The sequence below is a fragment of the Trichococcus alkaliphilus genome (genome assembly GCF_003008695.1).
In the GTDB taxonomy this organism is placed as follows: Bacteria; Bacillota; Bacilli; order Lactobacillales; family Aerococcaceae; genus Trichococcus; species Trichococcus alkaliphilus.
In genome coordinates this window covers 141,986-154,762 of sequence record NZ_PXZT01000001.1, presented here as the reverse complement: position 1 = coordinate 154,762, position 12,777 = coordinate 141,986, and the positions used below count along the sequence as shown (strand labels likewise).

General features: G+C 46.7%; 11 protein-coding genes. 8 read left to right on the top strand and 3 right to left on the bottom strand.

All coding sequences use genetic code 11. From position 1 onward, the window contains the following. Positions 1-12: 12 nt before the first annotated feature. A complete protein-coding gene (locus C7R73_RS00665; RefSeq protein WP_106448661.1) occupies positions 13-147 on the bottom strand; it encodes a DUF4044 domain-containing protein in 135 nt (44 codons plus the stop codon). Positions 148-331: 184 nt separating this feature from the next. Between C7R73_RS00665 and gndA the strand changes: the two genes are divergently transcribed. The 3 genes from gndA to C7R73_RS00650 all read left to right on the top strand — a co-directional run bounded on the left by gndA (position 332) and on the right by C7R73_RS00650 (position 4,146). After that, positions 332-1,768, top strand: coding sequence for an NADP-dependent phosphogluconate dehydrogenase (gndA, locus tag C7R73_RS00660; RefSeq protein ID WP_106448660.1), 1,437 nt, complete (start codon positions 332-334; stop codon positions 1,766-1,768). A gap of 172 nt (positions 1,769-1,940) precedes the next feature. Next, positions 1,941-2,642, top strand: coding sequence for a response regulator transcription factor (locus tag C7R73_RS00655; protein ID WP_068560548.1), 702 nt, complete (start codon positions 1,941-1,943; stop codon positions 2,640-2,642). A 22-nt stretch (positions 2,643-2,664) separates the two neighbouring features. Further along, the gene (locus C7R73_RS00650) at positions 2,665-4,146 is read left to right on the top strand and encodes a HAMP domain-containing sensor histidine kinase (RefSeq protein ID WP_239992542.1); all 1,482 of its coding nucleotides are present in this window, start codon (positions 2,665-2,667) and stop codon (positions 4,144-4,146) included. Between the two features lie 102 nt (positions 4,147-4,248). Here C7R73_RS00650 and yidC read toward each other — a convergent pair whose 3' ends face one another. Both yidC and C7R73_RS00640 read right to left on the bottom strand, forming a co-directional pair. Next, positions 4,249-5,181 (bottom strand): membrane protein insertase YidC, encoded by a 933-nt coding sequence (gene yidC, locus C7R73_RS00645; protein WP_106448659.1) that lies wholly within the window; start codon positions 5,179-5,181, stop codon positions 4,249-4,251. Positions 5,182-5,243: 62 nt separating this feature from the next. Further along, entirely contained in the window at positions 5,244-5,519 is a 276-nt protein-coding gene (locus C7R73_RS00640) for an acylphosphatase (protein WP_106448658.1), read from the bottom strand. A gap of 149 nt (positions 5,520-5,668) precedes the next feature. Between C7R73_RS00640 and C7R73_RS00635 the strand changes: the two genes are divergently transcribed. The 5 genes from C7R73_RS00635 (at position 5,669) to C7R73_RS00615 (ending at position 12,776) form a co-directional block, all read left to right on the top strand. Then, entirely contained in the window at positions 5,669-5,965 is a 297-nt protein-coding gene (locus C7R73_RS00635) for a DUF1033 family protein (protein WP_106448657.1), read from the top strand. Between the two features lie 209 nt (positions 5,966-6,174). Then, on the top strand, positions 6,175-8,625 hold the full coding sequence (locus C7R73_RS00630) for a DNA translocase FtsK (protein WP_106448656.1): 2,451 nt from the start codon (positions 6,175-6,177) through the stop codon (positions 8,623-8,625). Positions 8,626-8,782: 157 nt separating this feature from the next. Beyond that, positions 8,783-9,871: a BMP family lipoprotein gene (locus C7R73_RS00625; protein ID WP_106448818.1), complete on the top strand. Its 1,089-nt coding sequence runs from the start codon at positions 8,783-8,785 to the stop codon at positions 9,869-9,871. Between the two features lie 264 nt (positions 9,872-10,135). Further along, complete coding sequence (locus C7R73_RS00620; RefSeq protein ID WP_106448655.1) at positions 10,136-11,710, top strand: ABC transporter ATP-binding protein; 1,575 nt, start codon at positions 10,136-10,138, stop codon at positions 11,708-11,710. Beyond that, a complete protein-coding gene (locus C7R73_RS00615; RefSeq protein ID WP_106448654.1) occupies positions 11,703-12,776 on the top strand; it encodes an ABC transporter permease in 1,074 nt (357 codons plus the stop codon). The genes C7R73_RS00620 and C7R73_RS00615 overlap by 8 nt, the downstream gene beginning before the upstream one ends. Position 12,777: the final 1 nt, after the last annotated feature.

Sequence of the window (12,777 nt, the reverse complement as noted above, 5' to 3'; positions counted from 1 at the left end):
GAATGGTGCTTCTTAGATATTTATGAACAAAGAGTACAAGACAGAAAGGATCGTTCCGCCGACCATGGCCAGCAACATGACCCAGATGATGAATTTACTGAATTTATTGAATTTTGAAGAGGTAGCGCCAGTTTTCTTTATCAACATTATTCCCACCTTTTGTTTTTTACATGGCATAGTTTACAACAATAACATCTAAAAGTAAACGTTGGAGAACCAGGCAAAAGAAAAGAAAGCCATTATTTTCAATTGTTTGCTTTCCATTTAGGCGAATTTTTGTTAGGATTAAGATTATAAAATGATGTGTTCATCATGAAGGGAGTATTTATTTATGTCAAAACAGCAAATTGGCGTTGTCGGTATGGCCGTAATGGGCAAAAATCTAGCATTGAACATTGAAAGCAGAGGTTATTCCGTATCTGTATTCAACCGTTCAGGTTCGAAGACTGAGCAAGTAATCGCAGAAAATCCAGAAAAGAAACTGGTTCCTACTTATACGATTGAAGAATTTGTCGAGTCTTTGGAAAAACCAAGAAAAATCATGATGATGGTAAAAGCTGGGGAAGCAACCGACAAAACGATCCAATCGTTGCTGCCTCATTTGGATAAAGGTGATATCCTGATCGACGGAGGGAATACTTTCTACAAAGATACAATCCGCCGCAGCAAAGAATTGGAAAACTCAGGCATCAATTTCATCGGAACAGGCGTTTCCGGTGGTGAAGAAGGCGCATTGAAAGGCCCATCAATCATGCCGGGCGGACAACGCGACGCATACGATCTGGTGGCACCGATTTTGGAACAGATTTCCGCTAAAGCTCCGGATGGCGAACCCTGTGTAGCTTACATCGGCAAAGGTGGCGCCGGACACTTCGTTAAGATGGTCCACAACGGAATCGAGTACGGCGATATGCAACTGATCGCAGAAGCCTATGACATCATGTACAAGTACCTTGGCATGTCAGTGGAAGAAATTGCTGCAGTCTTCATCGAATGGAACAAAGGCGAGTTGGACAGCTTCCTGATCGACATCACTGCTGACATCTTGACTAAATACGATCCTGAAACAGGGAAACCAATGGTCGAGATCATCTTGGACCGCGCCGGCAATAAAGGCACGGGTAAATGGACTTCCCAAAGTGCGTTGGACTTGGGTGTTCCGTTGCCGTTGATCACCGAATCCGTTTTTGCCCGTTACATTTCCGCTTTGAAGACAGAACGTGTCGCTGCCAGCGAAATTCTGACTGCTCCTGCTGTTACAGCTAAAGAGGGTCTTGATAAAGCAGCATTTGTGGAGAGTATCCGCAAGGCACTGTACTTCAGCAAAATCATGAGTTACGCGCAAGGATTCGCTCAAATGCGCGTTGCCAGCGAAGAAAATGATTGGGATCTGAATTATGGCGAAATCGCTAAAATTTGGCGTGCTGGCTGCATCATCCGTGCGCAATTCCTGCAGAACATTACCGATGCTTACGTGAAGAATCCTGAACTGCAGAACTTGTTATTGGATGACTATTTCGTGGAAATCACGAAACAATACCAGGGAGCTGTACGTGAAGTAGTTGCTACGGCTGTGGTTGCAGGCGTTCCTGTACCGACATTCTCATCTGCAGTAGCTTATTTCGATTCTTACCGTTCAGCTGTATTGCCTGCAAACATCATTCAAGCGCAACGCGACTACTTTGGAGCGCATACGTATGAACGCACAGACAAAGCTGGTTCTTATCACTTCGAGTGGGATAAAGAAGTGGAAGTTCCACAAGACTAAAGCGATATAGCGCCATTCTGGCCTACACTTATGTCATCCGAAGCCGTGCTTCGGATGACATTTTACTATCAGGAGCATTTAATTAAGACTAATTCCCGACAGTATGTTAAAATAAAATGAAATTGTAATGGCATGTTGTTATTATTCAAATGAGACATTAGGGGAGAATTCTATGGAAAATAGAGACAAACAAAGAATATTGATTATCGAAGATGAAAAAAATCTGGCGCGTTTCATCGAGCTTGAGTTAAAGCACGAAGGCTACGAAACGGAAATTTGCTACAACGGCAGAGCCGGCCTTGAAGCTGCCATGAACCAGGACTGGGATGTCATCCTGTTGGATCTGATGCTTCCTGAATTGAACGGCATCGAAGTTTGCCGTCGTTTGCGCCCGGTCAAAGATACGCCTATCATCATCATGACCGCCCGCGACTCCGTCATCGATCGTGTATCCGGTTTGGACCACGGAGCCGATGATTATATCGTGAAACCATTTGCCATCGAAGAGCTTTTGGCAAGGGTCCGTGCTTTATTGCGCCGCATCGACATCGAAGAAGAGCAACGCAAAGTGAAGCAGACGACAGTCACTTATCGTGATTTGACGATCGAAAAAGAAAACCGCGTCGTGCGCCGTGGCGACGAGCACATCGAATTGACCAAACGCGAATACGAATTATTGTTGATCCTGATGGAAAACATCAACGTTGTCCTTTCAAGGGATGTATTGCTGAATAAAGTATGGGGATACAAAACAGAAGTGGAAACAAACGTAGTGGATGTATATATCCGATATCTGCGCAACAAAATCGATGTAGCCGGCCAAGAAAGTTATATCCAAACGGTTCGTGGCACCGGATACGTCATGCGCTCATAATACTATGCGCAGAATCAATTATATGCCAACCAAAAAAAGAGGAAATCCCAAGTCCATTCGGTGGAAATGGGGTTTTCTTTTAAGTATAGCTTTCTTCCTGCTGTACTTTCTGTCCGCCATGCTGATGCTGAATGTCTACAAAGGCTATCAATACGACGAACAAAAAGACGATGCCGAGAAGCTGCTGTCTTCGGTCCAAAACGCGCTGTCTGAGATCGATACGAAGCTTTCGGTCAACAGCGTCGAAAGCATGTTCGAGAAAATTTCTGTTTCCACCGTGACGAAGGGTCTCCAGTCTGTAGGGAACTACCCGTTTTTGGAGGATCTCAAGGATAGAGGGGCGAACATACGCGTATTCGATACAGATGGACAGTTGCTCTATGAGACGCAGAAGAGCTATACGACATTCATCAAAAATCCCGATACTTATTTGCGCGAGACAAAACTGAACGATCTTGAAGCATTTGTCGCAGGCAGTCCGATCCTCAGCCAAGAGGACTCCTTCCTGTTGGGGTATGTCCAGATCGTTTTCCGATTGAATGATTATCATAAAATCGTCTCACAGATGACGCGGTATTTCTGGTTAGTCACGGCAATCGTGCTCGTTTTGTCGGCGGCTGCTGGCTACGGCATCGCGATTTACTTCTTCAAGCCCATCAAACAGATGGTTGACACGATGGATGCGATCGAGGAGGACACGCTGTCGGAGACCCGCATCAAAATATCGAAAAGCAAGGACGAATTTACTGACCTTTCTGTCCACATCAACGGCCTCCTGGATAAGATGGCGCTGTACGTCACCCAGCAAAAGCAGTTTGTGGAAGACGTTTCGCATGAACTTCGGACCCCCACAGCCATTGTCGAGGGGCATCTGAAATTGCTGAACCGTTGGGGCAAGGAAGATCCGCAAATACTGGATGAATCGCTTGCCGCATCCTTGACCGAAATCCAGAGAATGAAGACTTTGGTTCAGGAGATGCTGGATCTTTCCCGTGCGGAACAGGTCGAAATCCATTATAAAAATGAAGTGACACCGATCCGGAATGTCGTGCTGCATACGTTCCATAATTTTAAGATGCTGTATCCGGATTTCGTGTTCAATCTGGATGATGATCTGAACCGCGAAATCTATGTGAACATCTATCGCAACCATTTTGAGCAAATCTTGGTGATATTGATGGACAACGCCGTTAAGTATTCGACTGACCGGCATGAAATCCATCTTTCGATTTCCGAATCCATGTCCTATGTCCAGATTGCCATCCAAGATTTTGGCGAGGGGATGTCCCAGGAAGATCAACAGAAGATTTTTTCGCGTTTTTACCGCGTTGATAAAGCCAGATCGCGGAATAAAGGCGGGAACGGTTTGGGCCTGTCGATTGCGAAAGAATTATTGGAAGGCTATAAAGGCGACATCACCGTCGAAAGCGTATTGGGACACGGATCTGTTTTCCGTATCCAACTGCCGATTCTGAAGAATTATGTGCCGGATGAGGAGTTATAGGATCCCGACAGAAGAACGCCATTTATCAAAAAAAGCCTGAAATAAAAAAAGCAGGAAGCGAACTCATAAGTGAGCCGCTTCCTGCTTTTTAATTAGCTAAGATTAAAATTTTGATTGTTTGCCTGCGTTGCGGCCTTTTTTGCCGTCCGTTTGTTGATTCTTGGAGGACAAAGCTTTTACGGCTTGCGTAGGTGCTGAAGAGGAAGCCGGCTTAGCCATTTTCACGTTCTTCTTGACCGGACGATCCTTCATTTCTTCTTCAACTTGCTTCTGGATTTTAGGTTTGATCATGTGATTTTGAAGGGCGGTCTGGGCTGCGGCGAAAATACCGCCGGCCAGCCAATAAAGTGCCAACCCTGCTGGTGAAGACCAAGAGAACATGAGAATCATGATCGGGTTCATCAGCATCATTGATTTCATCTGTGATTTGGTTTCTTGCGGCATGCCGATTGTGGAAACATAGCCTTGGATCACATAAGCCACACCTGCCAAGATTGCCAGCAACGGACTGCTGACACCAAGGTTGATGCCAAGGAATGTGCTTGCAGAAATTTCCGGCGTCAAATTGACGGCTTGGTACATGGCGGTAAAGATCGGCATCTGGATCAGAATCGGTAAGCAACCGACGCCGCCTGTCATGCTGATGTTGTTTTCTTTGTACAAGGCCATCATTTCTTGCGAAACCGCCGCTTTTTCTTCAGGCGACTGGGCATTTTTTTGACGGAATTGGATATCTTCCAATTCTGGTTTGATATACTTCATTTTTTCTTGCTGCACCATCGTTTTTTTGATCTGGCTAAAGTTCAAGGGCATGATGGCCAAGCGGACAATGATTGTGATGGCGATGATGGCCAGCCCATAATTGCCGTTAAGCATTTCCGCTAGCATAACGATCAAATTGCCTGTAGGCACCACTAAATAGTCGTATATGAAGCCGGTTGGGTTTTTATTCTCATCATATTGCATGCAGCCTGTCAGGACCACTAATAAGGCCATCATTTCCGCGGAAAGCAATAACTTCTTTTTAAGTTTCATCGTTCACGTTCCTTTACAATTTTTCGATAACATTACCACTATACCTGAAGGGGGAAATATATTCAATTGGTTACGCGAAAACTTATGTAATTCTCAATGTTAGCGTCTTCATGGATAGTAAAGGCATTGACTCTTCCGCTTGGCGAAGGGCTGCGTTTGACTGCCGCGATGAAGGCGTCAATCTTATCGCTAGGTCCGACGGCTTCGATATAGACGCTTCCGTCATCCTCGTTCCTGACGATGCCGGCAATACCGATCTGGTCAGCCACCATTTTTGTCATGTAACGGAACCCGACGCCCTGTACCCGACCACTTACGGTCATCTTGATTTTTTTCATTCAGATTACCTCCAGATTCTAGGATGAGCATACGCTGCAACTTTTAATTTCAGTTTACCGTCTTCGTCAAGAAGTTTCAATCCCGATACCTTGCGCGGGAATAATTTTCCGGGCTATGCTATACTTTTTACAACAAAGAGGGTGATAGCGTGTACCAGGTGATACGGACCGAGGGAGAATATGAACCTTGGTGGTTTTTTGAAGATTGGATGGATTTCATTGTGGAATCGACAGATTATGCCGATTTCCAGGAGGCAGTCGCTGCCTATGAGCGGGCAGCGGAAAAACTATCGGTAGTTTACCCATTCCAAAAAACAAAGGAAACCTATCTGACTGCCTACTGGTCAGACGGAGAAATCCGGTTTTGTGAGAATTGCGATGACGATGTGCAATTATATCATGGACTGATGCTTCTGCAGGACAGGAAAAAACTTCTTCAAGAATGACGGATCAAATTCCAAAAAGCTTCTGTTGCCTGCATTGACGGGAAACAGAAGCTTTTTGTCCGCGCGGATTGATTAAAAAATAGCCTCGTAAAGGGTTCGTTTTGTAGTATAATGAACCGATACGGGTAATCAAACGAACAATTTATGGGCCGCTGTTTTATGCAGACGGGCAGTGGTTTTGAGTAAATGATAAAAAGGAGTTGACATGTTTGGCGAAACGAACGACGACAACAAGAAAGAAAAAGAAGGCGACCGGGCAGAAGATATCCTACGAGCTTATCGGCGTGCTGTTTCTTTTCAGTGCAGCCCTAGGGATCGGGCAACTCGGTTTTGCCGGTATAGCGCTGGCGAATTTTTTCCGTTTTTTTGTCGGCGAAACCTATCCGGTCAGCCTGGCGCTGTTCGGCGCCTATGGTCTGTACCTGATTTTGAGAGGGAAAGAACCAAAAATAAGAAAGAACTGGCTGATCAGTGGCATCCTACTTTATTCAGCAGCGCTGCTTTATCTCCATTCACTGGCTTTTGAGACAGTCGTCACGGAGGGCGCGTCGGTCGTGTCCGTTACGCTTGCCCGCTTTTTGGTCGACGTCAGGCAAGCGGATACGGCTTCAGAAATGGGCGGGGGGTTGATCGGGGCAGCCTTTTATACAGGAACCCATTTTTTGGTTTCGCAATGGGGCACTTACATCATCATCGGCCTGCTTGTATTTTTTGGTGTGGCGGTCATATTCGGCTTCACGACGCATGACGTCATGGAAGTCGTGCGAAAAGTTGCCTTGATCTTCGGGCACAACAGCAAGCGAGCGGTGCTTTTCACGAAAGATAAAGTGGCCAGCTCGATCATCGAGTCGAAAACAGTGAAAAAACCGACCAGGTCCAACAGTGTTCCGGCTGAAAAGAAACCTTCAATAGTCGAAAAAGCCAAAAATCAGATCAAGAGCGAATCGGCAGCGAAGAAATTGATGAAGGAGGAAGCGGAAGCTTTGAAAGCAACGGAAAAAGAAACGCTCGCCGAAAAAGAGCGCGAACCCGTTCAGCTGAGAATCGACAGTTTCCAACAGCAACTTGAAAAAGCAGCCGAACACAAATATGCGGACAATGAAAAGAGCGTGTCCGCCCAACATTCCGCCCAAGCAAAAACAACGGCGGAAGGCAACGAGGAAGACAACAGCGGCGATCTTGAGTTCGAAATCAATGCCGAGCAGGAGAACAGGGATTACCAATTGCCTCCTGTCACCTTATTGAATGAAATCGAAGCGATCGATCAATCAAATGAATATGCAACAATCGAAAAAAATGTCAAAAAGCTGGAAGAAACCTTTGCTAGCTTCGGTGTGGATGCCAAAGTCACGAAAGCGAACCTTGGACCTGCCGTGACAAAATACGAGATCCAACCAGCCGTCGGGGTGAAGGTCAGCAAAATTGTGAGCCTGAGTGATGATTTGGCCTTGGCGTTGGCGGCGAAAGACATCCGCATCGAAGCGCCGATACCCGGGAAATCCTTCATCGGCATAGAAGTGCCGAACAGTGAAGTCAGTGTCGTATCCTTCCGTGATGTCATGGAAGGTCAAAAGCACACGGACAAGCTGTTGGAGGTACCGTTAGGCCGGGACATCTCGGGCGTCGTGCAAAGCGCGAATCTGACGAAGATGCCCCATCTCCTGATTGCGGGTGCGACCGGAAGCGGAAAATCCGTCTGCATCAACGGCATCATTACAAGCATCTTGATGAAAGCCAAACCGAACGAAGTGAAGATGATGATGATCGATCCGAAAATGGTGGAATTGAACGTCTATAACGGGATTCCCCACTTGCTGACGCCGGTTGTCACGAATCCCCGCAAAGCGGCGCAAGCACTCCATAAAGTTGTAACGGAAATGGAAAGAAGATATGAATTGTTTGCCGGTACCGGCATGCGTAACATCGACGGCTACAACAATCTGATTGTGGAATACAATCTGGAGAATGGGGAAAATAATCCTACGTTGCCATACATCGTGGTCATCGTGGATGAGTTGGCCGACTTGATGATGGTGGCCAGCAATGAAGTCGAAGATGCGATCACCCGATTGGCGCAGATGGCACGGGCTGCAGGAATTCACATGATTTTGGCTACGCAACGGCCGAGTGTCGATGTCATCACCGGCATCATCAAAGCGAACGTTCCTTCCCGGATCGCGTTTGCTGTATCCAGTTCGATCGATTCCAGAACGATAATCGATGGCTCCGGAGCAGAGAAGTTATTGGGCAGAGGCGATATGCTCTTCCGTCCGATGGGTGAGAACAAACCAATCCGTGTGCAAGGGGCGTTCATTTCCGACGAAGAAGTGGAGCACATTGTCACTTTCGTCAAAAATCAGCAAGAAGCGAACTATGTCGAGGAGATGATGCCGACTGAAAATGTTGCGGTTGCAAGTGAGGAACCGGAAGATGATCTCTTCGGGGAAGCTGTAGAATTCATCAGATCGGATGAAACGGCAAGCATTTCCAAATTGCAGCGGAGATTCCGGATAGGCTATAATCGGGCAGCGCGGCTGATCGACGAGATGGAAGCGCGAGGGATCGTCGGACCGGCTGATGGAAGCAAGCCCAGAAAGGTGAACATTAGCGAGGGGATATATGAAAATGATACGGATATACCTTACGATTCCGAGGTTTGATCCGGTCGATTCCGACAAATATATGGATATTAAATGAAAAAACGATTACAAAACAAGTCAATATTATTTATTTTTTAAAGAATACATGATATGATATTTTTTGTAAGAAGCTTGTACTTACAAGTTCAAAAAATTGAAGTTTATTGGAGGGGTCATGGTGAAGAAGCAAAAATATGTTAGTTTATTGGCATTAGGGTTAGGTGTCAGCACAATCCTGGCAGCTTGCGGCGGCAACGGCGACACGGCTGACAGCAGTGCAACAGGTTCCAGCACAGCAGGGGGAACGGAAGATAACTTCACTATCGCAATGGTTACCGACATCGGCGGCGTGGATGACAAATCATTCAACCAAAGCGCATGGGAAGGCCTTGTTGCATGGGGCGAAGAGAACGGCAAAGAAAAAGGAATCGATGGATATGATTATATCCAATCAAACGCCGATTCGGAATTTGTGACGAACTTGAACACTGCCGTAAACAGCAATTTTGATCTAGTATTCGGTATCGGATATAAGTTGAAATCAGCGATGCAAGATGTGGCAACACAGAACCCGGATACAATGTTCGCCATCATCGATGATGTCATCGAAGGCGAAAATACAGTTTCTGTATCATTCAAAGACAATGAAGCTGCTTTCTTGGCTGGTGTCGCTGCTGCTAAAACAACCAAAACCAACCAATTAGGCTTCATCGGCGGACAAGAGAGTGTAGTAATCGATCGCTTTGAAGCTGGATTCGTAGCTGGTGCACAATCAGTAAATCCTGATATAGATGTAAAAGTTGAATATGTCGGCTCGTTCGGCGATGCTGCCGGCGGAAAATCAAAAGCTGCCGCAATGTACGCAAGCGGAATCGATGTCATTTATCAAGCTGCCGGAGATTCAGGCAATGGCGTATTCTCGGAAGCTAAGGATATCGTAAAAGCTGATCCATCAAAAGAAATCTGGGTAATCGGTGTTGACCGTGACCAAACAGAAGAAGGCTTGCTGACTCTTGATGACGGCACTGAAAGAAACCTTACTTTGACTTCAACATTGAAGGGCGTAGGCACTGCAGCCAAGGATATCGCTACATTAACGATGAACGGCGAATTCCCGGCAGGAGAAGTGTTGAATTTCGGGTTGGCTGAAGAAGGCGTCGATTTGACTGCTGGCCAATTGAGCGAAGAAGCTTTGACTGCTGTCAACGATGCGAAAGCAGAAATTTTGGAAGGAACGCTTGCTGTTCCGGAGTCTCCAGAAAACTAATCACGTTTTAAAATTTTATGAAGCAACTTGATTCCGGTTAGGATATTGAGTTGCTTCTCTTTTTTTCGCGCATAGTCCCCAATTTAAACCGTTCCGAAAACTAAACAATTGTTTAGTTTTCGTGATAAACAAAAGTGGATAGGATTTTGGAAATACTCTATAATAGGTGTGAAATGGTGTTTTACGGTATTATATTTTATAAGCGTGTCTCACTGCTGCATGAGGGAATGCATGCATTCAATATTAGTAAGGGGTGGAATCAGCATGACAGAAGAAAATTATGTCATTGAGATGATTGGCGTAACAAAAGCTTTCGGCAATTATAAAGCGAATGATGATATTTTTCTCAGCTTGAAAAAAGGTGAAATTCACGCTTTGTTGGGTGAAAATGGGGCGGGCAAGTCGACTTTGATGAATATTCTCTCTGGACTTTTGGAACCGACCAGCGGAACCATTAAAGTCAAAGGGCAAGAAGTCAAAATCAGTTCCCCGGGTGTTGCCGATAAATTGGGGATCGGAATGGTGCACCAACATTTTATGCTGGTCAAGGACTTCACGGTCACGGAGAACATCATCTTAGGCAGCGAGCCGAGCAGACTCGGCGTTTTGAATAAAAAGGCAGCCGCTGACGTGATTGCAGATCTGTCCAATAAATATCGTTTGGCAGTCAATCCTTCCGCCAAAATCGAGGACATCACTGTCGGGATGCAACAAAGGGTCGAAATCCTGAAAACATTGTACCGCGGGGCGGACGTGCTCATTTTTGACGAACCAACGGCAGTGCTGACACCCCAAGAAATCGACGAATTGATGTCGATCATGCGGGAATTGACAAAAGAAGGCAAGTCAATCATCCTGATCACGCATAAACTGGACGAAATCAAAGCTGTGGCTGACCGTTGCACGGTAATCCGCAAGGGCAAGAGCATCGGCACCGTCGACGTGAAGCAGACATCCCAGCAAGAACTGGCCGATATGATGGTGGGGCGTTCCGTCCTGTTCCGCACAGTCAAAAAACCATCCCAACCGAAACAGGCCGTGTTGGAAGTTGAGGGATTGACGGTCAAGGAAAGCCGCGGTCTGGAAGCCGTGCGTAATTTGAATCTTACGGTAAGAGCCGGCGAAATCGTCGGAATCGCCGGGATAGACGGGAATGGCCAAAGCGAACTGATCCAAGCCATCACTGGCTTGCGGAAAGCCGAGAGCGGAACCGTCAAGCTGAACGGTGAAGCCATCACGAACTTGGCTCCGCGCAAAATCACTGAATCAGGTTTAGGGCATATCCCTGAGGACCGACAAAAGTTCGGTCTGATCCTACCGATGCGTCTGGATGAGAACATCGCCCTGCAGACTTATTATCAGGAACCTTACAGCAAAAACAGCTTTCTGAACGATAAAGCCATCGAGAGCCATGCGATTGAATTGATCAGAGAGTTTGATGTGCGAACCCAAAGTGAAAAATCGACGGCAGGTTCATTGTCCGGCGGGAACCAACAAAAAGCGATCATCGCCAGGGAAGTCGATCGGAATCCTTCGTTGTTGATCGCGGCCCAACCAACCCGAGGATTGGATGTGGGGGCGATCGAATTTATCCATAAACGCTTGATCGAGCAAAGGGATAAGGACAAGGCGATCCTCCTGATGAGCTTCGAGTTGGATGAAATCCTGAATCTCTCCGATATCATCGCCGTGATGTTTGAAGGCGAGATTGTGGCCTACGTCAAGCCGGAGGAAACCTCCGAACAAGAACTGGGCTTACTGATGGCCGGTTCTTCATTGGAAAAGGCCCGTGAAGAATTGGAAAAAAACAAGGAAGAGGAGGGAAGCATTCATGAGTAATCAACAAGGAGCGAATCGCATCCAGGGGATTATCGTACCTTTGCTTTCAGTCGTATTAGGTCTGTTGATCGGCGCAATCGTCATGTGGTCTTTCGGTTATGATGCCATCGCGGGTTATTCAGCCATGCTGAAGGGAGCATTCGGATCGCCGTTTTATATAGGCGAATTACTGCGTGAAGCTACCCCTTTGATTCTGGTCGCATTGGGTTTTGCGGTAGCCAATACAGCGGGTTTCTTCAATATCGGTGTAGCGGGCCAAACCTTATTCGGCTGGCTGGCATCCGTCAGCGTCGCCCAGATGCTGCCTGAATTGCCGAAAATCGTATTGTTGCCTTTATGTATTTTGGCGGGTGTTGCCGCCGGAGCTTTATGGGCGGGCATCGCCGGCGTTTTGCGTGCCTATTTCAATACAAGTGAAGTGATTGTCACCATCATGCTGAATCATACAGCTCTATACATCAACAACCACATCGTCAGGAATGTTTTGACGGATTCCGGGGACTCCACAGCCAGAATCACAGAAAATGCCAGTCTAAGGGTGCCATTCTTATCAGAAGTGACGCGCAATTCGACGCTGCATGCCGGTATCTTCATTGCCCTCATCATGATTGCGGTAGTTTGGGTGCTGATGAAGAAAACAACTTATGGCTTCGAATTCCGTTCAGTCGGATTGAATCCTGATGCAGCCGATTACGCAGGGATGAACGCCAAAAAGAACATCATTTTGGCCATGTTGATCAGCGGCGGATTGGCTGGTTTGGGAGGCGCAATGGAAGGTTTGGGGAATTTCCAAAACATGTTTGTTCAAGGTGCGATGCCGGCAGTCGGATTCGATGGCATGGCCGTAGCCTTGTTGGGCATCGGCAGTCCTGTTGGCATCCTCTTTGCTGCACTTCTGTTCAGCACGCTGAAAATCGGCGGAACGAGTATGCCGCTTATGTCCGGCGTACCGGTGGAAATCGTCGATATCGTGATTGCGTCAATCATCTTCTTCGTCGGCGCGAGCTATATCATCCGACTATTGGTCAACAAACTGTCCAAAGTCAATAAAAAGGAGGTGGCGTGAG

Bases quoted from the DNA above. Each gene is read 5' to 3' on its own strand.
- yidC (WP_106448659.1), bottom strand. From the start codon at position 5,181: ATGAAACTTAAAAAGAAGTTATTGCTTTCCGCGGAAATGATGGCCTTA.
- gndA (WP_106448660.1), top strand. From the start codon at position 332: ATGTCAAAACAGCAAATTGGCGTTGTCGGTATGGCCGTAATGGGCAAA.
- C7R73_RS00665 (WP_106448661.1), bottom strand. From the start codon at position 147: ATGTTGATAAAGAAAACTGGCGCTACCTCTTCAAAATTCAATAAATTC.
- C7R73_RS00640 (WP_106448658.1), bottom strand. From the start codon at position 5,519: ATGAAAAAAATCAAGATGACCGTAAGTGGTCGGGTACAGGGCGTCGGG.
- C7R73_RS00620 (WP_106448655.1), top strand. From the start codon at position 10,136: ATGACAGAAGAAAATTATGTCATTGAGATGATTGGCGTAACAAAAGCT.
- C7R73_RS00655 (WP_068560548.1), top strand. From the start codon at position 1,941: ATGGAAAATAGAGACAAACAAAGAATATTGATTATCGAAGATGAAAAA.
- C7R73_RS00650 (WP_239992542.1), top strand. From the start codon at position 2,665: ATGCCAACCAAAAAAAGAGGAAATCCCAAGTCCATTCGGTGGAAATGG.
- C7R73_RS00615 (WP_106448654.1), top strand. From the start codon at position 11,703: ATGAGTAATCAACAAGGAGCGAATCGCATCCAGGGGATTATCGTACCT.